The following is a 25198-nucleotide window of genomic DNA, read 5'->3' as shown; positions in this document are numbered from 1 at the left end:
AGACTACTGAAATAGATTGACATTGAGCGTTTAAAATCACATCAAACATAGTTCTATTGCAAAATAGTCAACAGCCTGACCATTAATGGTCAGGCTGTTTTTGTTCAGAGAACCTGCCTTGGTGGGGTTGAGAGAGCGATAGTTTACCTAATGCTGCCGCCTGTTGGGAGTGAGCAATGGCTTGTTGAACGTACGGTCTACAGGAACGTACGGTCTACAGGTATGAACTTAGAGCAGATTATTGTAGTAGTCTCTGCCGGTAAGGGCTTATCTGTCTTTAGCGGCAGAGAAAAACTGATCGATGAAATGGTTGATTGTCGTATTGAGAACCATCACTGATTCAGAGAAGTAAATGGTCCGGCAGGTAAGTTGTTTCAGGCGCATTCGAAGCGTGAGATGATTACGTACGCTAGTACAAAAAAACTTAATCAGCTCGACGATTGCCTCATTTGTTGGACAAACTAGCTTTATAAGCAAACGTTACGTAAAAATTGAACCCGGAATAAAGAAAGCCCCCTGCTGTCGGGGGGCTTTCTTTATTCCGGGTTTTTAGTTTAGGATCTGGTCGTTCACCTCGTATCGCCAGATACTGTTCTGAACTACCCTTGATTGACAGTAATTACGACCAAAACCATTACCCAAAAGTGACAATTCGGCAAACACACTATTAGCGACCGTATAATGAATAGATTATTATGAAACGCCAATGACCTCAATCCGTCGAAAATATTTTTTTAAATATAGCGCTGGTTTTTCTATGAAGTGCCACGAAAGGGCGGCCAGAAGAAGGGTAATACTAAAACTCGCCAGGAACATTACCCAAACGCTAATGGACGGATATAAGGCCACTAAAGATTGTTGAACAGGAAAGCTGTATATATATAACCCGTATGAATAATCAGGCCAACTATTAAATTTCAATATAAATCCTTTTGGAACGTATGCTAGATAAAAAATAATATAGCCAATCAGCAGAATGTAGGCAATAAATAGCCAAGGAGTTCCTAGAGCTAGCACAACCAATACCACTAAACAAACAACAAAAATCCTAGTCGATAATATAATTTCACTTTTGTACGTATAAAAAACAGACCCTATGAAAAACATCGATCCAAGCCGAAAATGTGTATTTATGTGATTAAGATCATTATACTTTAAAAATTTGAATAGCATTATTGATACTAATCCTAACGAAATAAGTGTACTTGTTACCGTAAAAAACTTCAGAAATGAAATACGTTTACTATAAAGTCCTACTAAACCTATTGCTGCTATCGATGCGTACATTTTTACTTCATACGGTAGCGTCCAGAGTGAGCCATTGACGTACGTTTGAAAGAAGTTTCTTTCAAACACACCCGGAAGTCCTCCTTCGGCCCCAAAAAACATAAACAAGTTTTTAAAAAAGAAGCGCCCTGTCTGTTGATCTAGAAAGTAACTTTGCCAAGTTCTTTCCGTAAATATTGGACCGATAATAAAAACGCAAAACAGCAGATTAATAAATAACGCCGGAAAAATTCTCAGTATACGTGACCAGCAAAAAAAGACGATATCATATCTACTGATCAAACTCCCGGTAACCAGAAAGCCACTTGTAACAAAAAATATATCTACCGCTACATTTCCGCAATCATAGCCAAAATGAGTAATTATTTTTTCACGACCAGTCAATGGGTAGCAATGACTAAAGATAACCATCAATGCTGCAAAAAATCGAATTAAATTAAAATTATTATATCTACCTGTAGCGAATTGAGACAACCTCTCTAACTTCATTTTCTTGATAAACTGACAAATAAATAGTTAAACTAACAACACTATTTGTAACCATATCAGCACAAATAGATTACAAGCGAGCACTAAAAATAAGCTGAGTATTTTTACTAACAAGTTAAGTACTTATACTGTTTTTTATTTTAATTACCCAACAAAAGTAAATATTATTTTAGCTAATTAACCTAATCACATGACATCCTATAAAAAGTATATTCCTAATGAGTCAATATTTACAAAATATTTATCTGTGCTTCGAATGTACTAAATTGAGTCTATTTGTAAAGAATTTTGTCACAATTGTGATAATCAACGTTTCTCTATTTATCAAGTACCATGCACCCACAAAAAGCTTCCAGTTAGCGGAAGTTTTTTGTGGGCGTCTGGACTCACAGATACACCTTTATAGGATAGACTTAATGAAGCGCTGTTTCACCAATAGGTTGCTTTACTCTCAGAGTACATCCATAGCATCGTTGATGTCGTCCTGGCGCAATTCAGCCAAAAGGCCTTCTTTATTAAGAAACAGAACTGCCCCAAAGCCGCGCTAATCTTGCCTCCTGATGGCTCCAGAGGCTTTTCGTTATTAATCTGTTTAATAAAATCCTACAGACGTATTCGTTGGAAGGGGGATATTTAGCAGGCATTTACTATTCAATTTCATAGGTATCAGAACCTCGACAGCTGCTACTGAACTGAGCAAGGAAGCAAATATCAATTTGAAAAGAAGCTAAGATGCCCACCGTAGCGATGGTCGATTTCGTCTGGAATGAAAACACGATCGTTGCTGAGCCCATTGGGCGGTGTAACTGAAATCTCGGTCAGTCTATAATTGGGACTAATTTGTCTCCTGGTAGGTTTCATACCCAAACCGCCCCTAGATTTGTGTACGAAACTTACCTCTTGTATTTACTAAAGCACCATGCGTTACCGATTACTGGCCGCGATTTTGCTGTTGGCCTGCACGTTTGAGTCCGTTCGGGCGCAACACGCACTTCCTTTTGATCCGGCAAGCGCTAAATCGCAACTCGCCCTACCACCAACCAAGGTAATGATCCTGGGCGTTTGGCATCTGGATGCCGCTTCGAAGAATTTTCAACTCTCTTGGCTTGAGCCTATTTTGTGTCGCTTGCGCGCCTATAAGCCCGACGTAATCCTGACTGAGGCCTTACCGGGTGAACAAGTTATGGGACTAGACGCCTACGCAGCTTACCACGGGGATGCGGGTAAATACGCTGGCCCGACCCTTGAGATGGCTAAAGCTGCTCAGACGGAGATGAAACTCACGGCAGCTCAAGCCCTGGTCCAAGCCGATAGCATAATCAAAACGGGCCTCTCGTCACCCTCTCAGCGACGCCATCTGGCAGCGTTATTTGTTGCCGCTGCTGAACCGTTTTCCGCTACTGTCCAATGGATGCGCTTATCTGCCGACGATCGAATTGCCCAGGACGGAATTTCCCCTTCACTAGCCAAGCGGCTTAACCGCTTTATTGGGCTTCGCAGCGAGTTAACGTCATTGGCGGCACGCTTGGCAGCCGACGTGGGGTTGGAGCGTGTCTACGGCGCAGGCGATCATGCCAGTGATGTGGCACTGCCAGACGATGCCGATATGCGGGCGGCTGTTGCTGCCGAACCGGGCCTGGTCGACTTGTTTAATCATAAAACACCTGAATTCCGTCTTGTTGCTGAAGATACCATGAAGCTTGGTTCGGCGGAGCAAGTCATGCCCATGTTTAAATGGAAAAACTCAGCTCGTTTTGCCTCTTTGGATGCGGATGCGCAGTGGTTCTCGATGCTTCGAAGCAATAAGATGGGCCGCGTGGGACGGCAGCGGGTAGCAGCCTGGGAATCCCAAAACCTCCAAATGGCCGTCGCCATTCGTCAAGCGACGGCCCCCATTGCCGGGGGAAGAGCGCTGTTGATTGTTGGCGCAGCGCACAAGCCCTTCCTAGAAGCCTACTTGCGTAGCTTCACTGACATTGAATTGGTTTCCGTTCCTGAATTTCTGGAATCGAAGCCTGACACTTGTCCGCAGTAAATACCGCAGAACGTTTACGCAGTGAGCATCTAGAGGCATTAAACGGAAAGCCCGGTCCCCTTACGGTAGACCGGGCTTTCCTAGTGTATATGAAGTCAGTTCTATTTCCGCTCGACTAGCTGCTTAATCAGCTTTTTCAGCTCGTCGATTTCGGCCTGCTGCTGTTGCCGGGTTGTCTTGAGTTCTTTTTCTAGTTGAATACTGTACAAGGTCAGTTCTTCGATTTTTTCTAGCAGCTTTGCATCCATTTTGGCCACATCTACCCCCTGCTCCATCACTTCAGTGGCTGATGGAACGCCGGGTAAATGGCCCTTTTGCTGGATGTGCTGTTCAACCTCAGCTAGAGGGGCCAGCTTATAACCCTTCTCAAAGACGTAGTCACTCCAATCACTGGCATTCTTGACAGCTACCTTCACTTTCTCGGTCAAAATACCATCCTGCACGTAAAGCCGGTAGCCAGCCGGCGTTTTGTTTACGTCTTCACCAATTACCACACCATTACCCGACGTGCTTTGCAGGTAGTTGCCCTTCTGTTGCCACAGATCAACGCCTAATCGACCACCACTGGTGGTGCTACCCAGTACAACATTGCCCGAGCCGTCGACGGTGAGAAACTTGCTTTGACTGGTTGCGCTGGCTGGTGAGTTACTAGTCAGTTTCTCCAGCCGTAAGCCAGACTGGTTATCCGCATCAGCAACCAGGTGCAATTTGTTACTCGGTGACGAAGTACCGATGCCAACGTTCGCACCATTGCCCAGCACTAGACTATTACTCACGTTTACCCGCGTGCCGTTTCCAATGGCTGCGGCATTAACTAGTGCCTCGGAGCCAACATTGGCTCCGAAGCCAATAAGTGTGTTATTAGTCCCAACTGTATTGGTGAAGCCACTATTCACGCCCAGAAATACGTTGAATCGACCGGTTGTATTACTGCTGCCAGCATTATCACCAACAAAGAAGTTAGCAGTACCAGTCGTGTTGTTGCTACCCGCATTAGTACCCAACATAAAGTTACTGCTACCAGTCGTGTTACTAGCCCCTGCCTGTACTCCCACAAAGGTGTTAAATACGCCCGTCGTGTTATTTCTACCCGCATCGGCCCCAATAAAGGTATTCGCTCTACCCTCTGTATTGAACACCCCTGCATTGGTCCCAACAAACGTATTTTGGGACCCAATCGTGTTATTTGACCCTGATCGATCACCGGTAAACGTGTTGCTGCTGCCAGTCGTGTTAAATCGACCAGACGTAGCGCCTACAAAGACATTGCTGCCACCTTGGTTATTCTGTCCAGCCTGAGTTCCTATCGAAACACTGGTACCTCCATCGCTATTCTGTCCGGCCTGGTAGCCGACAAAAATGTTATTGCTGCCTGCCTTTGCGTTGCTCCCCGCCTGACCTCCCAGGAAGACACTGCTATTCCCGGCGTACTGATTACTGCCTGCCTGCGGCCCAATGATTGTGTTATCTCCACCTGGCGTAAGGCTGTTAGGCGTGGTTACTACGTAATTCGATTGGCCCAGTAGATGGGTTGACGTTGCTACTAGCGTGATCATCCACAGAGTAGAGTATTTTTTTTTCATGGCTATTCACTACGGTTTAGGGGTAAATTATTGGGTTGTAAGATAGTCAAATAAGTAATGTCATTATTTTATTTGGTGACATAAACTAATTGGGTGGATGCCCCTTAGCTGGGGCACTAGACGCTGAGTCCAGTAAACCTAATACCGTACTAGCTATTTTAGTCGTCAAGATGGATTATCCATATACTTGCTTCTTTACACCGTTCATCGGGCTTTAACCGATGTCCATCCTCTCATTTACGTCGTCCATCCGGTTTTCTTTTTATGCGGTCGAAAGTGATGCCAGTTTTGTCGTGTCCAAAGCACATCTATGAAAACGAACGCTTTACTTTTTGTTAGCACCTTGTTGGCAGCTGGTGTTCTCTCCACCGCCCAAGCTCAATTCCCCGCCATGGGTGGAGCTGCCCAACCAAAAGCCCTGCCCGGCACAGCCGGTGATCAGAGTCCAAAAGGTACCGCCAAGATCACCGGATCAATTATTGATTCTACCCAGGCAAAAGCCGTCGAATTTGCCAGCATTGCCTTACTTGATAAAGCGACTGGTAAAACGGTAGACGGTACCGTAGCCGATGAGAAAGGGAAGTTTACACTGGCTAAACTCGTCGCCGGCGAGTACCGCCTGCTGATCAGTTTTGTTGGTTACCGCAATAAAACCATCGATAATGTTAAGGTTGGTAACGGACAGAGTCTGGATCTGGGGGTTGTCAAGCTCAGCTCCAACGTTAAGACTCTCGATGAAGTGACGGTAACCGGTCAGGCGGCCCTCATTGAGGAGAAAGTTGACCGTTTGGTTTATAACGCCGACAAGGATATTACGGCAAAGGGCGGTGATGCCACCGAAATCTTACGTAAAGTGCCCCTCCTGACGGTTGACCTGGACGGTAACGTATCGCTGCGAGGTAGTTCGAACATCCGGGTACTGATCAATAATAAGCCATCGACCATTGTGGCCAGCAGCGTGTCGGACGCCCTCAAGCAGATTCCTGCCGACCAGATCAAAACGGTGGAAGTAATCACCAGCCCATCGGCCAAGTATGATGCAGAAGGTTCGGGGGGGATTATCAACATCATTACCAAAAAGAACAGCCTTCAGGGACTGAACCTCAACGTCGACGGCGGGGTGGGTAACCGGGGATCACAACTTTCGCTTAACGGTAACTACCGCAAAGGAAAAGCGGGCTTCACGCTGGGCGGTTTCGGCCGGGCCATGTACAATGTCATTACCAAGACGAACCTTGATCAGACCAGCAACGTAAATGGCGTTACCACGCTGACCCGCCAGTCGGGCGATGGCTACAGTTCGGGGCAGTTCGGCCAGTACAACCTGGGCTTTGACTACGATCTAGCCAAGAACCAGAGCATAACGGCGGGCGTTCGGTACGGCGTGCAAAACATGATCAGTCAGCAGGACCTCGTTACGCGTCTGTTTACTAATGGTACACCCGGTTCGGTCTCTAACCGGGACGTCGATGCCAAAAACCTGTCGGGTACGGTTGACGTAAACGTGGATTACCTGCACACCTTTAAGCCCCAGCAGGAATGGAGCATTTCGACGCTGTACAGCCGGAATGATCTGACCAACAACTTTGACGCGAACCTGCTGAATGGATCCAACGAATTAACGGCCCGTCAGCGGAACCTAAACAAAAACGTCAACCAGGAATTCACGCTGCAAACGGACTACCAAACACCAATCAAGAAAAACCAGCTTCTCGAATTCGGCGGGAAAGCCATCTTCCGGGAAGTAAACAGCGACTATCGGTATCTGCTGGCTGGACCAACGGGTGGTTTTTCGACGGAACGTAACGGTACGCTGGGTGCCCTGACCTACCATCAGAACATTGCGGCTGGCTACACTTCGTACACATACACCACCAAGAAACGCTACACGTTCAAAGGAGGTCTGCGCTACGAGCGTACGTTCATCGACGCTAGCACCCGCGAAGACGGTAGCCTGGGCGTTGGTAACTACGGCGTCCTGGTTCCCAGCGTCAACGCATCGAAAACGTTCAAAGGAACGACGGTAAAGCTGGGCTTTAACCGCCGGATTCAGCGGCCTGGTCTCCAGCAGCTCAACCCAAACTTTAACGCGGCCAACCCACAGAACATCACAATTGGTAACCCAACGCTGAGTCCTGAACTGACCAACAACGTCGAGCTGGGGCTGAGCAAAACGATCAAGAAAACATTTATCAACGCTACGTTATTCGGTCGGATCACCAACAACGCAATCACGCAGGTACGCCAGCCCTCCGATACACTGCCGGGAGCTATCGTAACGACGTATCAGAACATTGGTCGCCAGCATACGTACGGTACTAACCTGTTCTCGAACATCGCCATCACCTCTAAAATCAGCGTCGGTCTGTTCCTGAATGCCTTCTACACGAGCTTAACCGGCCAGGCCATCACGGCGGACGGTCTCTCAGAAACGCTGACGAATACGGGCTTTACAGCCAGTGGCGGATCGTTTTTCTCGGCGCAGTTTAAGAACGGCTGGGGTGCTCAGGCATTCGGTTTCCTACAAGGATCGCAGGTGCAGCTACAGGGACGCCAGGGCGGCTTTGGCTTCTACACGATTGGCGTGAAAAAGGAATTCAACAACAAGAAAGCGAGCCTTGGCCTGGCCGCGGAGAACTTCCTGTCGAATCGCTTCAATATTCACACAACGCTGAACTCGGCGCAGTTCAACCAGGTGAACGACGTATATCTGTACAACCGGGGCGTTCGTCTGACGTTCAGCTACAAAATTGGCAAGATGAGTATGGATGCCCCTCGCAAAAAAGCACGTTCTGTAAACAACGACGATGTTAAGAGCGAAGGTAGCGGTCAGGCGCCAGCCGGTGGTGGCACCGGTACTGGTCAACCCCGGTAACAAGTAGCAAAAGAAGATAAGCTAACGCTTCTCTGACAGGCCGCTCAGAAAATCACAGGAGGAATCTTACTCTATCCTTGCCGGAAACGTTAAGATTCCTCCTACCTTCGGAGCGACAAAAAATAGCCTTACACGCAAGTAAACCTAAACTAGCATCAAACTATAGTACCTGATGAAAGCGAATCAATTTCTGGTAGCCACGGCCGCCTTCTTCCTGTCAATTGGCGCATACGCCCAAACCGTCGATGAGATTGTCGACAAACACGTTAAGGCGCTGGGTGGCATGGACAAAATTAATAATGTCAAAACGATCGTAACCGACCGTTCTCTATCAGTACAGGGCATGGAAATCCCGACCAAATCGACACTGGTTGTTGGCAAGTCGCTCCGTACGGAATCCACGGTAATGGGCAACTCGATGATTCAGGTCGTTGATGGCTCTACCGGTTGGATGGTCCGCCCCGCGATGATGGGTGGCACCGGTGATCCAGAAAATATGCCGGCGGATGTACTAAAATCGCAGGTTTCGCAGCTTGATGCGTTTGGCCCCCTGGTTAACTACAAAGAAAAGGGCAACAAAGTCGAGCTGGTTGGCAAAGAGAAAGTAGACGGAAAAGAAAACTTTCACCTCAAGATCAACACCAAAGAAGGTCAAACGCTGGACGAGTTTGTTGACGCCAATTCGTACCTGGTAAGCAAAGTTAAAATGTCCGTCAACGGGCAGGATAACGAAATCGGCTACTCGGATTACAAAGAAGTAGAGGGCGTAAAATTCCCGAATACGCTGGAAATTACGAGCCAGATGGGAAACCTCGTTATGACAACCAACAAAGTTGTGGTTAACGGTCCGGTAGACGACGCTATTTTCAAGAAGCCAAGTAAGTAAGTATCCCCATTTATAGCCACGAAAAAAGCCACTCCGTACGGGGTGGCTTTTTTCGTTTCCAGTCTGACCTTTTACGTCGGTCACGATCTCGGGCCATGCGACAGTGCGTCTCTTTTTAACCTTCTCCAACTCTTTATCAAGGGAGCTTGTGGCACTTACACTCCGTTAAGTCAACAAACTAATTAGTGTCGTTCACATACAAAGCTCAGCAGTTCACAAACAAATGGTAAATTTCACGTAGCAATACGCTCAGAGATGCATTATGTTCGAAGCCTAATCCATACTTCATACTATGTTTATCAAGATCCTATTCCTCTTCAGTTTGCTGTGGGCAGTCTTTTTCTGCGTGTCTGCCTGGAGAATTCCAGCCGACAAACCGTCGCGCCGATCAAGTGTCGGTATCTTACTCGGTACATTTCTGTCGCTGGCAGCACTCTATGAGCTCTGGGTAATTATGTAGCCCATCATCAATCAGCTCGGTCCTCGCTTTCAGCTGATTTTACTAACCGCCACGCTGATTAGTAAGTTGGCTAGCAGCGCCAACGAAAAAGACATCGCAATCGATAGTTCCGGCAGCAGGAAGGCCTGTAAAAACAGAAAGGTCGTATATCCCAGGAACCCTAGTAAACTTCCTCTTAGCATAGCTATGACCGCCGAGCTTCCCTGTAGGTAGTGGGTAAACACAGCTAGTATCGACGTAATAACGGGAAAGGGCGTCAGGATGCCACTCCAGGTCGGTCCCACACGGTGCGCCAATTCCGTAATGGCGATGACAAACAACGTGGCAACCAACATCCGAAGTAACATATCGTAGGGTAAGCGTCGGACGGACGAAGCCTGTGCAGCTGGCGTCGGGAAGAAACGAAGGCACAGTAAAATACTTCCCATGGCTATCCCGTAACCAATCCACAGGCCAACGCGGACGTGGTTCAGCAGCAGAGCCACCATTACGTATATGGCGTACGAAAAGAGCAATGTAGGCAGCCAGCTCCACCGGCTTGACAGCCGAGCGTAGCTATAACAGAAACAAACCAGAGAAACAATTCCGGTCAGGATACCCGGCACTGACCGAATACCAAAGGTTTTCCCCTGTTCCAGAATGAAAAATAAAAGGATAGGTCCGGCAATCCACGGCATACTGGCGATCAGCCCACCAATCTTGTTCCCCCATTTTCGGCTAGCCTGCGTTACGATGGCCATCACCACAGGCATCAGCGTTACTTTGATCAGGAGTGTATTCATGTGGACTATAATGGGCCGCGCCGGGCGTCGTTTCAACCAGTAGGGGACGAGTTCTGGTTGTTAGCTCACGTGCGAGATACGTTTGCTATAGATCAATTCCGTCCTCCAGCCACAACGTAGGTATGGTTACCGTCTGGAACCAGTACTGCCGCAACTGGGAAACCAGATCCTTCCACTGCTGGTACGAGTAAGGCTTACTGATAAACGACGACGCCCCGTATTCATACGCCCGCTTTAGTTTAGCGGAGTGACTGTGACTAGACAGCATCACCACCGGTAGCAGACGCCCCGACGGATGGCGACGCAGTAGGTTTAAGAGTTCCAGTCCATCTTTCCCGGTATGGAGGTCAATGTCCATCAGGATAAGTTTCGGCGGGCGACCACCCATGTGTTCCAGGTAGTTTACGGCCCCGTTAAAATCACTTAGGTGCGTAAAAGTAGCCTCGGGAAAAGTAGTCTTGGCTACCCGGTTCAACACATCGGCAATGGCAGGTTCGTCGTCGATAACCAGAATGGGGAATTGTATTGGCATAGGTACTATAATCAGATAAAGCCGGGCCAACACATACAAAGCCACATAGCCATCGAGTGGACGAAATCCGGTACTGGAATAACAAAAAACAGCAGGGATGGTGCCAAACCACGTAAAAATGTAATAACACACAGATTACGGTTCGGACCGAAGCACACAAAGTCCGCTTTAAAGCCTCTCAGCCCGTTAATTCATGCTCTGTTTCATTTCTTAACATATACGTAACAAACAACCGTTTCAACTTTCCATCAAATTGTTTTGCCTCTACTCATAACGGCCAGCAGGCGAAACAGGCAGAACTACAATAAATTCAATTCGAATCGTCTCCAGCGAAGAGGCACGACAAAACACGGGTAAACTATAACTTACTGTCTATAAAGTATCTTAATATTACCATAAAGACAAGTGAATGCGTTACACTCATCCGGATGGCATGCATCAAAGTCTGCTCTTCTCGCTTTTATACCATATTATTTTATTTTTAAATCTTACTATCAGTTTCTTTCGATAAGTTAGCTACGTGAATTTTGTACTAAAAATTACACGCTGCACTATGACATTTTGCTACGTATCATCCCCTCCTCTTACCAATTTAAGGAGGCTATTCATGCCGCTGGTCGTCGTCCTTTCGACAACTGTTCAGGGCGCCCCAATTCCATCAACTCCCGGTAATAAGTTCTTAGTAATTGGTCATAGTGCTACCGCTGATATTACCATCAGTGGGCGCGTTACCGATGCTACGACGAACGAAGCGCTCGCGGGTTGTAGCGTTGTCCTGAAGGGTTCCACGCGTGGTACTACCACCGATGCCAACGGCGAATACCGCCTTACGGTCCCTAGCAACGGCTCCCCCGTTCTGGTATTTGGTTTTATTGGTTTTGTCGCGCAGGAAGTTCCAGTCGGCAACCGTACGGTTATTAACGTAGGGCTCAAGGCATCGGCTTCCGAACTGAATCAGGTAGTGGTTATCGGTTACGGAACCACCACGAAGAAAGACGCAACGGGCGCGCTAACGACGGTCAAAAGCACCGATTTCAACCGCGGTATAATCAACTCGCCGGAACAACTGCTGCAGGGCAAGGTAGCGGGGGTTAACGTTACGTCGGCTAGTGGTGAACCAGGTGGTCGGCAGACGATTACAGTTCGGGGACCAGGTGGTGTCAGAACGGGTAGTACGCCATTGTTTGTACTTGACGGCATTCCGCTTGATAACTCCAGCACGAGTGGATCAACCAGCCCGCAAAATCCGTTGAACTTCCTAAACCCTCAGGATATTGAGTCGATTGACGTTCTGAAGGATGCGTCAGCTACGGCCATTTATGGTGCTCGTGGCGCCAACGGGGTCATTCTGATCACCACCAAGAAAGGCAAAGCGGGGGCGTCTAACCTCACGGTTTCTGCCAACGTTGGCATATCGAATATGTCCCGTCCACTGCCCGTTTTCTCCGCTGACGAGTTTCGTCGGCAGGTTGTAGCCGCCGGAGGAACGTTAGACGACCAGAAATCATCAACCGACTGGCAGCGTCTGATCAGCCGGACCGCCGTAACGCAGGATTACAACATCGGTCTGAGCGGTGGCACGGAGAAGCTCACCTACTACGGGTCGCTGAGCGTACAGAATCAGGAAGGTATCTTGAAAAATAGCCTGTTTCGACGCTATACGGGTCGCTTCAATGCCTCGCAGAAGTTCCTCGAAGATCGGCTTACGGTGGACGTCAATCTGACGGCTTCGCAAACAACCAACAGCCGCCCCCCCATCGAAAGTATCGTTGGCGCAGCGCTTTCGGCCAACCCAACCTACCCGGCCTATGACAGTACAGGCGCCCCTATCAAATACCAGGCGTTTACGAATCCACTGGTAACGCTGAATCTGCAAAAAGACCTCACGACAACCAGCCGCATTGTTGCTAATATTTCGCCCTCGTATAAATTCACGAAGGACCTTGTTTACAAGATGAATTTGGGTGTCGATAATTCCAGTTCGACGCGGGATATACAGTCGCTGGCGAATCTGGTTCCGCAGCAGGATGGACGGCTCGAAAGCATTTACGCTAATAACCAGAACGTACTGCTCGAAAACTATTTTACTTACACCCGCGGCTGGGGTAATCACAACCTGACGGCTTTAGTGGGGCACTCCTACCAGAAGTTTCAGATTCGGGAGCGGGGCTGGAGTATCAATAAGTTTCCAATTTCGCCCGTTGAACCGATCAACAACCCTGGCCAGGGCCAGGACCTGTCGCTGGCGAACAACCGGCCCTACGGATCAGCGATTGACAACGAACTGCAATCCTTCTTCTCGCGGGTAAATTATCAGTTCCGGGACCGGTATCTGTTCACCGCAACTGTGCGGGCTGACGGATCGTCGAAGTTCGGTTCTAACAACAAATACGGGGTTTTTCCGTCGTTCTCGGCGGGCTGGCGTTTGTCGGAAGAGCCCTTCCTGCGGTCGGGTCCGTTCTCGGATCTGAAACTCCGAGCGGGCTGGGGTCAGACGGGTAACCAGGAGATTCCGTCGAAAATTACCCAGGCCCTGTTTACCTCAACCGTAAGCGCTACAACCAGCTATCCGCTTGACGCGTCAACGAACTATCCCGCTGGCACCACCTACACTCGGCTGGCAAACCCGGACATTCAATGGGAAGTATCGACTCAGACTGATTTGGGACTTGACTTTGGTTTGTTAAACGGTGCACTGACCGGTACGGTCGATTATTTCCGCAAAGTATCTGGCAAAATTCTGCTTGAGGTAATTCCAGCCGATCCGATTCAGCCAGCCTCTACCTACTGGACGAACGTACCTGCCATGACGATCACCAACCAGGGTGTAGAACTGGGTTTGAACTATCGTTACGCTAGTAAGCAGGGCTTCAGGCTCGATCTGGGTGGTAACATTACGTTCATCAAGAACGTAGTGAATAATTCCCCTTACTCAGTTATCACATCGGGTTCGGCAACGGGATCGGGGCTGACGTCGGCAACCATCAATGGCTACGTAAACGGCCAGCCGATCGGTACGTTCTACCTGCGTGAGTATATCGGCATCGATGAGAAAGGGGTGAGTAAGTACAACGACATCGACGGTGATGGAAACGGTGGTACCGACAAAGACCGTATTGCCGCGGGTAGCGCGCTGCCAACCAAGCAGTTTAACTTCAATGCCACCGCGGCTTACAAAGGCTTTGACCTGACAGCCAACTTCAACGGTGTATCCGGCAACAAAATCTATGACAACACGGCCAACGCACTCTTCTACAAAGCCCGGTTGGTTAAAAACCTGAACACGACTCCCGAAGGCATCGGCGAATCAACCGAGTCCATCAACAACTCAGCGCCGGTATCAACCCGCTTCCTGAAAGATGGCTCGTTCTTCCGTTTGAACAACCTCACCCTGGGCTATAATCTGAATCCTCGTCTGATCGGCATGAACCGGTGGATCTCAAACGTTCGCTTCTCGGTAACGGGCCAGAACCTATTCGTCATCACCAAATACAACGGCTACGATCCCGAGGTTAACACGGATCGGACGGTCAATGGTGTTTCGTCGTACGGCATCGATTATCTGAGCTATCCCAAAGCCCGTTCGGTTGTCTTTGGCTTAAATGTGACATTCTAAACAAGCTATAAAGCGCAGCTTATTTACCAAGAAAATGGTCTGTGCTTCTTCTCTCCTTCAACATGAAACGGACACTTTTGTCAACCGTAGCGCTCGCCGGGATCATGATCCTGAACAGTTGCACGAATCTGAACGAAAACGTACTGGACGAATCGTCGGCGACTGGCCTGACCGACCGCCAGGCTGCCGATGGCAATCTGGCCCCGGTTTACGCCCGGCTGCCGGACATTTTTCTGCATACCAACTATTTCACCATTCAGGAAATCTCCACCGACGAGGCTATTCTGCCTTATCGTGGGGGTACCGACTGGGGCGACAACGGGATCTATCTGGCCTTGCACCAGCATACGCCGACCAGCACCGATCCGAACCTGCGTAACACCTGGGTCCTACTGACGCAGGGCATCTCGCGGTCGGTGACGGCGCTGAATACGTTGCCAACCATCAACGATTCGAACACGAAAACGTACATTGCCGAAGCACGGGGCATGCGGGCGTATTACAACATGGTGCTGCTTGATCTGTTTGGGCTGGTGTTCGTCAAAGACGATCCGCAGGGAGTGTCGCAGATTCTGCGGGGCGAACAGGCTCTGGAATACGTAAAAAGCGAATTTCTGGCTGCTGAGCCAGACTTGGCCACCAACGTCGGACCCGGCCGTCTGACCAAAGGGGGAGTTTGGGGATTACTGGCCCGGCTGTATCTGAATGCCGCCGTTTACCAGGATCGGTACGCGACGCAGTTCACGTTCCAGTCAGCCGACATGGATAAAGCTGTCGAGTATACGGACAAGATTATCAACTCGGGTCAATACCAGCTGTCGACGGATTATTTCTCTATTTTCAACGCCGACAACCACACGAACAAGGAGCTGATTTTTGCCGTTGACCAACGCTCTGAATTGAACGGTCATAACCGGTTGGCATACTTCTCGATATCGGGCGACCAGTTTCCACTGCCAGCGTTCACGGGTGCCAACGGTACCGACGGGCCAGCGATTACGCCCGACTTTTACCGGACCTGGACCAGTGCCTACACGCAGGACCCGGCGGGCGTTGACCCACGCTTCTACAAGAAGAATCAGACCATTCCGGCTGATTCGTGCGTGGCGGCATCCAATGTCGTGATGGACCGGGGTATTCTTCGCGGGCAGCAGTATGGTCTGCTACGGGTAAACGGTGCGTTTGCGCGCTGCGGCAGCAATTACCGGGTTGGTAAGCTGTTTTACGTCACCCGCAACCGGCCAACGTTCCCCGTAAACTTCACGGAGCAGGTGGACTTCAGCGTAGCGGGCAGCAACTACAATACCGGCTACCGGGTATTGAAGTATGAATTCAGCCCGAAATCACAGTCCGGCCGGAACCTCGGCGATGTGGACATTCCAATCGTGCGTCTGGCCGACGTGTACCTGATGCGGGCGGAAGCCAAGCTGCGTAAAAGCAACGATGCTGCCAGTGCCCTGGCTGATGTAAACAAAATTCGGTCGGCCCGTACGTCCAGTACGCCAGCCCCCGCGCTGACAAGCATGACCCTGGACCTGCTATACCGCGAGCGTGGTTTTGAACTGTACTGGGAAATGGTTCGCCGGACCGACATGATTCGCTTTGGTAAGTACGAAGGCACATGGACCGAGAAGACGAACAACAATCCCCAGAAACGGATATTCCCGATTCCGCAGACGGCCATTGACGGAGCTTCTAACATACCAGGTTATCTGGCTCAAAACCCTAGCTACTAGTAACAAAGCGTTTTCTAGATAAACAGTAAGCCCCGCCCGAACAATATATTGTTCGGGCGGGGCTTACTGTTTATTACGTATCGTTTATTGATACTATCGGTTTAGGCAGCGCTCAACCGAAAATAGAACGAAGCGCCGGGTTGAACGTCATCATGCAAACCAATATGGCCACTCATCGCCTGAATAAATTCTTTGGAGATAGCCAAACCAAGTCCCGTACCACTCACCTGCCCATTGAGGCCTGGTGCGCGAAAGTACCGATCAAACACACGGTCGCGGTGTTCAGGACGCAAGCCCGGACCATAGTCGCGAACGGTAAATTCGACCTGCTTACCAACGGAGCGCGCGCTGATATCAATGACGGCATTCGTCGGACTGTGCCGTACCGCGTTGGACAGGAAATTAACCAGTACCCACGACGCCTTATCCGGGTCGGCGCATACGGCGGGCAGCTTGGGTGATAAATCGACCGCAAAACGAATCTGCTTTTGCTCTGCCTGCGCTCGTAACGCGTAGGTGGCCATCTGAACCAGTTCGGCCGGAGCGACAGCCTGAATTTGTAGTTGGATCTGTCCGGATTCGACCTGCGCCATGTTCAGCAATTCGCCGGTAAGTTTCAGCAATCGGTCGGCATCGTCCTGCACGTGTGTCACCAGCCCCTGCTGCTCTTCGTTTAAACTTCCTAGCCGCTTGTCCTGCAAGAGTTTCAGACTCATTTTAATGGCTGCAATGGGCGTTTTCAGTTCGTGGGAGACGGTCGCAATAAAGTTTGTCTTGGCCAGATCCAGCTCTTTATACGGCGTTACGTTCTGCAACACAATCACGTAGCCAGCGGGCACGGTATCCGTTTCACCGGTTGGCGTTACGTCCACCGTGTGAATTTGCTTCGTGAAGTAGCTTTCCTTCCCCTTCTCCCCCTGGCTGGCATCGTAAATTTTCAACAAATTAGCCGTCTGGTCTATTGATTCAGCCAGCGTCAGTTCCTTATTCACCTCAGGCCGCATAATGTCCTGAATTAGTTTCCGCATCAGGTCGTTACCCGTGGCTACGTCGGGAGCGTACTGCCCGATGATCCGGTTCCGATCAATACCCAATAACCGCTCAGCAACGGAGTTCACGAATAAAACACGGCGCTTTTCGTCTAGTCCAATAATGCCGTCAGCCATGATTTCCAGCAGCGTATCCAGTCGTTTTTTCTCGAACAATACCCGGGCCAGATTCGAGTGTTCGTACTCGTCGAGTTTCTGCGCCATTGAATTGAATGACTGAGCGAGTTCGCCAAATTCATCGCTGGACCGGAAGTGCAGTCGTTCCTCAAAGTTGCGACTGGCAACCTGCTTAATTCCCCTTGTCAACTCACGTAACGGATTGGCGATATAACTGGGAATATTGATAACGAACGAGAGTACCACCAGAAAACACAGTGTCCCGACGGAAGCCAGCCAACCTAGCGCGTCTTTGGCAGTTTGCTCAGCAATCCGACTCTTTCGCATGCTCGCCTGCCGGTTCAAATCATCCAGAGCGAACAGATTCTGTCGTATTTTATTGATGGTCGACGGCTCATACTGTCCCGTTTGCAACCGTTTGAATTCCTGCCGGAGGGAACTGGTCAGTTCCTGTTCTCCTATCTCAGTCTCATTAGCCTCCTGCTTCCGCAAGTTCTGATCAAAATCCGCCAGTGCGTCGGGGTCATCCAGGTCGGTCAGCGCCTTCTCCATATTGCTGACGTACTCAAGCGATATGTAATTATCTTTCAGAATGGCCTGCGAATCCGCAGACAATCGGTTCAGATAATACGCTCCCAGCCCGCCCAGTACCAGACTAATACCGAACAGAAAGACCAGTGACAGCGATATTTTTGTTTTGAGAGACATAGGCTAATGGTGAATGAGTGATTGAGCGAATGAGTGATTGAGCGACTGGTCTGCATTAACCATATTCACTCAATCACTCATTCGCTCATTCACAATTTGCTAGGATAGAATGATCAGGTCCGTGTCAGAATCGGCGAGTTTATTGAGCAGTTGATTGAACGCACTCGTGCGTAAGATAATTTGAATCAGGCTGAAATGCGGTTTGCCGATGCAGAGGGTCGTTACGTTGCGCTGTTTGAGTTCATCCATGATGCTGTTGACAATGTGATCGCTTTTGACCTGAATCACTTCCGCGCCCAGTTCGGTAGCCAGTTTTAGGTTGTTGATTAGGTGCCGCTGCACGTCGAGTTTAATGCGATCGGCGCTCTCCGACGGTGTCTGCACGTACAACACAAACCAGCGCGAGTTGTAATAAGCCGCCAGCCGGGCGGTTTTTCGGATAACGCGTCGGGCCATCTGGTGATTGCTGCTGATGGCCGCTAGGAACCGTTCGTTCTTGGGTAGCGTGCCCGGCGGCAGGATCGTATCAATTTTTCGTTCGACGGCCGACGCTACTTCGCGCAGAGCCAGTTCGCGCAGCTGCAAAATTTTCTCCGACTGGAAGAAGTTGGCCAGCGCCGTCTGCACCTTACCGGGGTCGTAAATCTTACCCTCCTTGAGCCGGGTAATCAGCTCGTCGGCCGTCAGGTCGATGTTTACCACCTCGTCAGCGGTTTGCAGCACACGATCAGGCACCCGTTCCGTTACGTCGACGCTCGTGATGGCGTGAACTTCATCGTACAGACTTTCGATATGCTGAATGTTAACCGCGCTGATGACGTTGATGCCCGCGTCGAGAATCTCGAATACGTCCTGCCAGCGCTTCTCATTTTTTGAGCCGGGAATGTTCGTATGCGCCAGTTCATCAACGATCACGATCTCGGGGTGCCGGTTCAGCACCGCCTGCACGTCCATTTCTTCCAGCTCGCGTCCTTTGTAGAACAGTGTCCGGCGCGGAATGATCGGCAAACCGTCGATCAGCGCGTGCGTTTCGGCCCGGTTGTGCGTTTCGACAAATCCAATCTGTACGTCGACACCACTTCGCAATAGCGCGTGGGCTTCCTGTAACATCCGGTAGGTCTTACCCACACCCGCACTCATGCCGATATACACCTTGAATTTCCCCCGTCGCGACTGTTGGATAAGCCGGAGGAAATTGTCAGCCGATTGATCGCGTTGGTCAGGGAGCATGGCGGTTTACAGGAATCGATTTACAGTTTACAGCGGGCGGTCTAGGTGTTGGTACAGTGACACCCAGACCGCTTATACCTTAAAAACTAATGGCCAGGCTGGTTGTCAACGAAATATTGGTTCTGCTGGCCCCTGAGTCGGTTGAAAAAATAGCGTCTTTGCTGTCGTACACTTTACCTTCGATGCGGAACAGGGCGTTGGGTAGGATTCCGTAATCGTAACCCAGCGAGTAACCCAGCGTCTGGAATCCGTTGGCCGTATTCGTGGCAATGATCACCCCATTTTTATCATCGTAGTACTCGACGCGACCGTTGAGGTAACTCTTGTCGGATGTTTTGTAGCGGGCAATGATAACGGGTGAATACCAGACATACGAGCCACTGCCTACCCGCTGATCGGTCATTGCGTTGATCACCGGTTTGCGGTCGGCACCGATATCGAAGCCGAGGATTATCCCAAACTTACCCGTAGGGTTGATGATGGCGTACAGGTTGTTGAAAAAGCGGCCCTGCTTCAGTGAATCCGGCCGGTCGCTGCCCAGGAAGCTACTCCAGTTCAGCGTCACCATCGATGACGGGCGATATTGCACCTGCGTGCTAACGGCCATGCCACTGTAGCCCGGCAGTTTGGCGATACGCTGCCAGCCGTTGAGTACCGACCCCAGCAAGGTCCATTTGCCATTTGGGCTGTTGTAGGTCAGTTTCGCGCCCGACAGGTAGTAGGGTGAGTTTTCGGCCAGTATACTGCGGGTCAACGTCCAACAGTCTTTCGAAATAGCACTTTCAAAACCGATGTGCGACGAGAAAATACCGGCGTCGAGCCACAGATTGCGGTTCTTTGCCAGCTTTACCCCCGCGTTCGCTTCGAACACGTTTTTCAGCAACCCCTGTTCAGCGGCATAGTTATACTGCGCGTAGGTACCCACCTGCACCGCCAGATTCGCCCGCACCCGCTCCGTTGCGTAGGCGGCTTTCAGAAACGCCAGGTTGACATTGACTTCCCGGTTCCGTTTGTGATTGTACAGAAAACCAGGCCGCTCCTGATCGGTTTTCGGGGCTGTAAAATCGTGGGTGTAATACGCTTCCACATAACCCGACATTGTCAGGCCGGAATTTGGCGCAGCTACTGTCGCAGCCTGCGTTGGTGCCGACGTGGTAGTCGTGTCGGTAGTTTGGGCGATCGCCGAGACCGTCAGCAACGGTACGGCAGCAAGGGAGAAAAATTGGGCAATACGTTTCATGGTTGTTGGTCCGCACAGGACAGACTCGTTGGTTTTGTTGTATTCAGTAATCCAGTAAACTTATCTCGGCTGCGTCAGGTACTCGGCAATCGGACCGATGGCCAGTGCCGGAAAGAAACACAACGCGCCGATAATAACAATGACGATAAACAGCAGCGCGCCGAAGGTATACGATTCCGTAGGCAGTGTACCGGATGAACTCGGGACAAATGGCTTTTGATACAGTTGCGCACCAATCAGCAGTGTGCCAACGATCGGAATAAACCGGCCCAGTAGCATCGCCAGCGCCGTCGTCAGGTTCCAGAACGGCGTGTTATCGCCCAATCCTTCAAAACCTGACCCGTTGCCCGCCACCGACGATACGTATTCGTACAGCATGGTGGTGAACCCGTGGTAACCGTTCGGACCAGCAGTCCGACTGCTAAGCCACCCCAGCGCTACACCGCCGTTAGGTGCCTGACTAACGATCAGTACGGCAACGGCTGTCAGACCCAGGTAGATCAGTGGCTGCGCGACGATAACGCCGACAGCCAGTTGAATTTCGGTCTGTCCGACTTTCTTGCCTAGTAACTCGGGGGTCCGGCCAATCATCAGGCTACCAATGAAAATGGCGATGATGATGTACAAAAATAGGTACATGAACCCCGTTCCGACCCCGCCGTAAAAGGCGTCGATCTGCATCCCCAGCAACATAAATAGTCCTGACAAGGACGTATAGCTATCGTGCATCGAGGTGAGTGTTCCGGCTGGAATAACGACGTTGACGCCACACCAGAAGGCCGACGCCAACGTGCCGAACCGCATTTCCTTCCCTTCCAGACTCCCCGCCGACTGATCGATTCCCAATGCGCTGAGGGCCGGATTACCCGCCCACTCCTGCTGCATGATCGGAATCGTAAGCAGAAGCCAGCAACCGGTCATCAACGTGAAGATGATGACACCCAGTTTCCGCCGGTTCAGGTAGTCCCCAACGAAGCAGACAAACGCCATCGGCAGCAGAAACACGGTAATCAGGTGCAGGCAGTAGGTTACCATCCCCGGATTCTCGAACGGATGCGCCGTGTTCGTGCCGAAGAACCCGCCCCCGTTCGAGCCCAGGTGCTTGATCGGCAGCATAGCCGCGACCGGTCCACGCGCAACGGATACCAGGTCGCCCTGCAACGTCTGGATGGTGTCGTAGGGCGCAAAGGTCATCGGTACACCCGCAAACACCAGCCCGACGGCAATCAGCAACGATAGAGGCAGTAACACCCTCGTGAGAGAACGCACCAGATCGCCGTAGAAATTACCGGGGCTCGCTCCCGACTCGCTCCGTAATGACCGCACCAGGGCTACCCCTACCGTCAGGCTCGTCGCGGCCGACACGAATTGCAGGAACATCAGCACCACCAGCTGTGAGAAGTACGTCGCTCCGCTTTCGCCCGAATAATGCTGCAGGTTCGTACTGGTCAGAAAGCTGACCGCCGTATTCAGCGCCAGCGTCCAGTCCATCGGCGCAATCCCACCCTGATTCCAGACAGGAATCTGCGTCTGTGTCATGAGCAGGGCGACGGCCAGTACCAGCCAGACCATGCTCGTTACCGCCACTGCCCCCAGGTACTGCGACCAAGGCATCGGCCGGGTAGGGTCGACACTGATCAGGCGGAACAAGAGTCGTTCAAGCGGGGCCAGCCCATCGAGTAAGCTCGCTTCGTGTCGGAACACCCGACTCAGGTAGCGCCCGATCAGCACGGCCAGACCAACAGCCGTACCGAACAGGAGCGCGAAGCCAATTAATTCACTCGTCATTTCCGATTCACCCCGGCACTGTCCGGTGAACCACCGGACAGACCGGTACGTTAGGTTAGTTGAGTTGGTCGAGCGCGACGTTCAGTTTCAGCACGTTCACGGTTGCCGGGCCGAACAGTCCCATTAATGGCCCATTCGTGTTGGCATCGACCAATTGGTTCAGCCGTTCTGCCGACAGGCTACGTACTTTCGCGATACGGGCGACCTGAATTTTAGCCGCTGCGGGCGACAGATCGGGATCAAGACCGGAGCCAGACGCCGTAACCAGTTCGGCCGGAATATCGGCTTTCTTCACCGTGGGGTTGTGGACCAGGAAGGTGTCGATACGAGCCTGTACGGTTTTCAGGTAGTCGGGGTTCGACGGGCCTTTGTTCGAGCCGGCCGAGCCAGCCGCGTTATAGTCGACCGCCGACGGACGTGAGTTGAAATAGCGATCGTCGGTAAACTTCTGCCCGATCAGCGCGTAGCCGACAACCCGGCCTTTTGCTTCGACCGTAACGCCTTTGCCGCCACCGGGTGCCAGTTTGGCAATGCCCGCCACCAACAGCGGATAGATAACGGACGTAAGAATGAGCATGACCACAGTCAGGCGTATAGCAGGAATGAGATTCGTTTTCATGACTATTGGGATGAAAGAAGAAAGATGCTTGACGAAAGAGGGGTGCATTTTACCCGCTCTTTCAGCGACAATCTTTCTTCTTTTGTCTATTTTCTTTCTTCTACGTTTTTACACAAACAACCCGACTACCATGTCAATCAGCTTGATACCGATGAAGGGAGCAATGACGCCACCGACGCCGTAGAGCAGCAGGTTCTGCCGCAGCAGCGCCGATGCACCGATGGGTTTGTATTCGACACCGCGCAGGGCCAGCGGAATCAGCATCGGAATGATGATTGCGTTGAAAATAACTGCCGACAGGATGGCCGACTCGGCGCTGTGCAGTCGCATGATGTTGATGGCCTGGAGCGCCGGAATCGACGTAATAAATAGCGCCGGTACGATGGCGAAATACTTGGCCACGTCGTTGGCGATACTGAAGGTCGTCAGGGTACCACGCGTGATGAGCAGCTGCTTGCCAATTTCAACGACTTCGATCAGCTTGGTCGGGTCGTTGTCGAGGTCGACCATGTTGCCAGCTTCCTTGGCCGCCTGCGTACCCGAGTTCATGGCCACACCTACATCGGCCTGAGCCAGGGCAGGCGCATCGTTGGTACCGTCGCCCATCATCGCCACCAGCTTACCGCCGGTCTGTTCGTGGCGGATATACTGCATCTTATCTTCCGGCTTGGCTTCGGCAATGAAGTCATCAACGCCCGCTTTCTCCGCGATAAACTTGGCCGTCAGCGGGTTGTCACCCGTTACCATCACCGTCTTAACACCCATCTTCCGCAGGCGGTCGAAACGTTCGGCGATACCGGGTTTGATGATATCCTGTAATTCGACTACGCCTTTCACTTCCTCGTTTTCCGTCACGACCAGCGGTGTACCACCGTTAGCCGCAATCTCCTTGGCTTTCGCCTCTGTCTCCGCCGGAAAGTGATTACCGGCGCGCTCAACGATGTTCCGAATCGAATCGGTCGCCCCTTTACGGATACGCTCGCCGGTTACTAGATCAATGCCTGATGAACGCGTTTCGGCGGTAAACTTGATCAATTTTGACCCTTCCGTATTCAGATGCCGCGTGACATCCTGTCCGGCCAGTTCGACAATCGACTTCCCTTCGGGGGTTTCGTCGGCCAGCGAACTCAAAGCCGCAATCCGTACCATATCCGCCTGCTTGACACCCGGTGCGGGGTAGAAATTGGTCGCTTTCCGGTTACCGATGGTAATCGTCCCCGTTTTGTCCAGCAGCAACGTATCAATGTCACCCGCCGTTTCTACCGCCCGTCCCGACTTCGCAATTACGTTGGCCCGCAGTGCCCGGTCCATACCGGCGATACCGATGGCCGACAGCAGTCCACCGATGGTGGTGGGGATCAGACAGACGAACAGGGAGATCAGGGCTGCGATGGTGATGGGCGTATTGGCGTAGTCGGCGAACGGTTTGAGCGCGACGCAGACGATGATGAAGATCAGCGTGAAGCCCGCTAGTAAGATGGTCAGCGCGATCTCGTTCGGCGTTTTCTGCCGAGACGCGCCCTCGACCAGCGCGATCATCTTGTCGAGAAACGACTCACCCGGCTGCGTCGTCACCTGTACTTTAATCCGGTCCGACAGCACTTTCGTACCACCCGTCACCGACGATTTGTCACCACCCGCTTCGCGAATAACCGGAGCCGATTCACCCGTAATCGCCGACTCGTCAATGGTAGCCAGCCCTTCGATAATTTCACCGTCCGACGGGATGATATCACCCGGCTCGCACAGGAAAACGTCGCCTTTTTTGAGCTGCGCCGACGAAATTGTCTGGACCTCATTCGTGTACATATTACCCACGGGCCGAATTACCTTGGCGGGCGTTTCCTGCCGGGTTTTGCGCAGCGATTCTGCCTGTGCTTTCCCACGTGCTTCGGCAATGGCTTCGGCGAAGTTGGCGAACAGCAGCGTCAGCAGCAGAATCAGCGTAATGGTGATATTATAGACCAGCGAGCCCTGCGTCTGATCGCCCGATACGCCGATGTATATCGTCACCAGCACCATGATCAGCGTGCCGACTTCGACGGTAAACATAACCGGGTTCTTGATCAGAATTGCCGGGTTTAATTTGACAAATGACTCCCGGATGGCCGTTCGAACGAGGTCGCCCTGGAACAAACTGGGAGAAGAAGATTGGGTTGCCATTTT

Annotated in this window: 17 protein-coding genes; 6 read left to right on the top strand and 11 right to left on the bottom strand. The window is 51.1% G+C overall.

What is annotated here, in order from left to right; translation table 11 throughout:
- Window positions 1-267 precede the first annotated feature (267 nt).
- Both ACYVAD_RS13410 and ACYVAD_RS13405 read right to left on the bottom strand, forming a co-directional pair.
- The gene (locus ACYVAD_RS13410) at window positions 268-477 is read right to left on the bottom strand and encodes an IS1 family transposase (protein WP_461140007.1); all 210 of its coding nucleotides are present in this window, start codon (window positions 475-477) and stop codon (window positions 268-270) included.
- Window positions 478-693: 216 nt separating this feature from the next.
- Window positions 694-1776 carry an acyltransferase family protein gene (locus tag ACYVAD_RS13405; RefSeq protein ID WP_461140006.1) on the bottom strand — a complete coding sequence of 361 codons (1083 nt, stop codon included), beginning with the start codon at window positions 1774-1776 and terminating at the stop codon, window positions 694-696.
- A gap of 919 nt (window positions 1777-2695) precedes the next feature.
- Here ACYVAD_RS13405 and ACYVAD_RS13400 point away from each other — a divergent pair.
- Window positions 2696-3811 carry a DUF5694 domain-containing protein gene (locus tag ACYVAD_RS13400; RefSeq protein WP_461140005.1) on the top strand — a complete coding sequence of 372 codons (1116 nt, stop codon included), beginning with the start codon at window positions 2696-2698 and terminating at the stop codon, window positions 3809-3811.
- A 101-nt stretch (window positions 3812-3912) separates the two neighbouring features.
- Here the strand turns inward: ACYVAD_RS13400 and ACYVAD_RS13395 are convergent, their stop codons facing one another.
- Entirely contained in the window at window positions 3913-5394 is a 1482-nt protein-coding gene (locus ACYVAD_RS13395; protein WP_461140004.1) for a hypothetical protein, read from the bottom strand.
- A 310-nt stretch (window positions 5395-5704) separates the two neighbouring features.
- On the opposite strand from ACYVAD_RS13395, the gene ACYVAD_RS13390 reads away from it, so the two are divergent.
- The 3 genes from ACYVAD_RS13390 to ACYVAD_RS13380 all read left to right on the top strand — a co-directional run bounded on the left by ACYVAD_RS13390 (window position 5705) and on the right by ACYVAD_RS13380 (window position 9615).
- Window positions 5705-8269 carry a TonB-dependent receptor gene (locus ACYVAD_RS13390; protein ID WP_461140003.1) on the top strand — a complete coding sequence of 855 codons (2565 nt, stop codon included), beginning with the start codon at window positions 5705-5707 and terminating at the stop codon, window positions 8267-8269.
- 172 nt (window positions 8270-8441) lie between these two features.
- Window positions 8442-9155: a LolA family protein gene (locus ACYVAD_RS13385; RefSeq protein ID WP_461140002.1), complete on the top strand. Its 714-nt coding sequence runs from the start codon at window positions 8442-8444 to the stop codon at window positions 9153-9155.
- 292 nt (window positions 9156-9447) lie between these two features.
- Entirely contained in the window at window positions 9448-9615 is a 168-nt protein-coding gene (locus ACYVAD_RS13380) for a hypothetical protein (protein WP_461140001.1), read from the top strand.
- A 29-nt stretch (window positions 9616-9644) separates the two neighbouring features.
- Here ACYVAD_RS13380 and ACYVAD_RS13375 read toward each other — a convergent pair whose 3' ends face one another.
- The gene (locus ACYVAD_RS13375) at window positions 9645-10397 is read right to left on the bottom strand and encodes a hypothetical protein (RefSeq protein ID WP_461140000.1); all 753 of its coding nucleotides are present in this window, start codon (window positions 10395-10397) and stop codon (window positions 9645-9647) included.
- Between the two features lie 85 nt (window positions 10398-10482).
- A complete protein-coding gene (locus ACYVAD_RS13370; RefSeq protein ID WP_461139999.1) occupies window positions 10483-10929 on the bottom strand; it encodes a response regulator in 447 nt (148 codons plus the stop codon).
- Between the two features lie 607 nt (window positions 10930-11536).
- Between ACYVAD_RS13370 and ACYVAD_RS13365 the strand changes: the two genes are divergently transcribed.
- Window positions 11537-14545 carry a SusC/RagA family TonB-linked outer membrane protein gene (locus tag ACYVAD_RS13365; protein WP_461140037.1) on the top strand — a complete coding sequence of 1003 codons (3009 nt, stop codon included), beginning with the start codon at window positions 11537-11539 and terminating at the stop codon, window positions 14543-14545.
- A gap of 62 nt (window positions 14546-14607) precedes the next feature.
- On the top strand, window positions 14608-16281 hold the full coding sequence (locus ACYVAD_RS13360) for a RagB/SusD family nutrient uptake outer membrane protein (protein ID WP_461139998.1): 1674 nt from the start codon (window positions 14608-14610) through the stop codon (window positions 16279-16281).
- A 101-nt stretch (window positions 16282-16382) separates the two neighbouring features.
- Here the strand turns inward: ACYVAD_RS13360 and ACYVAD_RS13355 are convergent, their stop codons facing one another.
- The 6 genes from ACYVAD_RS13355 to kdpB form a co-directional block, all read right to left on the bottom strand.
- Window positions 16383-18155, bottom strand: coding sequence for a sensor histidine kinase (locus ACYVAD_RS13355; protein WP_461139997.1), 1773 nt, complete (start codon window positions 18153-18155; stop codon window positions 16383-16385).
- A 99-nt stretch (window positions 18156-18254) separates the two neighbouring features.
- Window positions 18255-19385 carry a sensor protein KdpD gene (locus tag ACYVAD_RS13350; RefSeq protein ID WP_461139996.1) on the bottom strand — a complete coding sequence of 377 codons (1131 nt, stop codon included), beginning with the start codon at window positions 19383-19385 and terminating at the stop codon, window positions 18255-18257.
- 79 nt (window positions 19386-19464) lie between these two features.
- The gene (locus ACYVAD_RS13345) at window positions 19465-20625 is read right to left on the bottom strand and encodes a porin (protein ID WP_461139995.1); all 1161 of its coding nucleotides are present in this window, start codon (window positions 20623-20625) and stop codon (window positions 19465-19467) included.
- Between the two features lie 60 nt (window positions 20626-20685).
- Entirely contained in the window at window positions 20686-22413 is a 1728-nt protein-coding gene (gene kdpA / locus ACYVAD_RS13340) for a potassium-transporting ATPase subunit KdpA (protein WP_461139994.1), read from the bottom strand.
- A 55-nt stretch (window positions 22414-22468) separates the two neighbouring features.
- A complete protein-coding gene (locus ACYVAD_RS13335; RefSeq protein ID WP_461139993.1) occupies window positions 22469-23032 on the bottom strand; it encodes a K(+)-transporting ATPase subunit C in 564 nt (187 codons plus the stop codon).
- A 108-nt stretch (window positions 23033-23140) separates the two neighbouring features.
- Window positions 23141-25195 (bottom strand): potassium-transporting ATPase subunit KdpB, encoded by a 2055-nt coding sequence (kdpB, locus tag ACYVAD_RS13330; protein WP_461139992.1) that lies wholly within the window; start codon window positions 25193-25195, stop codon window positions 23141-23143.
- Window positions 25196-25198 lie beyond the last annotated feature (3 nt).

The organism is Spirosoma pomorum, from assembly GCF_054776615.1.
The sequence above is the reverse complement of the archived record's forward strand: the minus strand, read 5'-3'. Positions and strand labels throughout refer to the sequence as shown.

Coding starts and splice junctions, on each gene's coding strand:
- ACYVAD_RS13385 (WP_461140002.1), top strand. CDS start 8,442: ATGAAAGCGAATCAATTTCTGGTAGCCACGGCCGCCTTCTTCCTGTCA.
- ACYVAD_RS13370 (WP_461139999.1), bottom strand. CDS start 10,929: ATGCCAATACAATTCCCCATTCTGGTTATCGACGACGAACCTGCCATT.
- ACYVAD_RS13365 (WP_461140037.1), top strand. CDS start 11,537: ATGCCGCTGGTCGTCGTCCTTTCGACAACTGTTCAGGGCGCCCCAATT.
- ACYVAD_RS13405 (WP_461140006.1), bottom strand. CDS start 1,776: ATGAAGTTAGAGAGGTTGTCTCAATTCGCTACAGGTAGATATAATAAT.
- ACYVAD_RS13355 (WP_461139997.1), bottom strand. CDS start 18,155: ATGTCTCTCAAAACAAAAATATCGCTGTCACTGGTCTTTCTGTTCGGT.
- ACYVAD_RS13400 (WP_461140005.1), top strand. CDS start 2,696: ATGCGTTACCGATTACTGGCCGCGATTTTGCTGTTGGCCTGCACGTTT.
- ACYVAD_RS13350 (WP_461139996.1), bottom strand. CDS start 19,385: ATGCTCCCTGACCAACGCGATCAATCGGCTGACAATTTCCTCCGGCTT.
- ACYVAD_RS13395 (WP_461140004.1), bottom strand. CDS start 5,394: ATGAAAAAAAAATACTCTACTCTGTGGATGATCACGCTAGTAGCAACG.
- ACYVAD_RS13390 (WP_461140003.1), top strand. CDS start 5,705: ATGAAAACGAACGCTTTACTTTTTGTTAGCACCTTGTTGGCAGCTGGT.
- ACYVAD_RS13345 (WP_461139995.1), bottom strand. CDS start 20,625: ATGAAACGTATTGCCCAATTTTTCTCCCTTGCTGCCGTACCGTTGCTG.
- ACYVAD_RS13360 (WP_461139998.1), top strand. CDS start 14,608: ATGAAACGGACACTTTTGTCAACCGTAGCGCTCGCCGGGATCATGATC.
- kdpA (WP_461139994.1), bottom strand. CDS start 22,413: ATGACGAGTGAATTAATTGGCTTCGCGCTCCTGTTCGGTACGGCTGTT.
- kdpB (WP_461139992.1), bottom strand. CDS start 25,195: ATGGCAACCCAATCTTCTTCTCCCAGTTTGTTCCAGGGCGACCTCGTT.
- ACYVAD_RS13335 (WP_461139993.1), bottom strand. CDS start 23,032: ATGAAAACGAATCTCATTCCTGCTATACGCCTGACTGTGGTCATGCTC.
- ACYVAD_RS13380 (WP_461140001.1), top strand. CDS start 9,448: ATGTTTATCAAGATCCTATTCCTCTTCAGTTTGCTGTGGGCAGTCTTT.
- ACYVAD_RS13375 (WP_461140000.1), bottom strand. CDS start 10,397: ATGAATACACTCCTGATCAAAGTAACGCTGATGCCTGTGGTGATGGCC.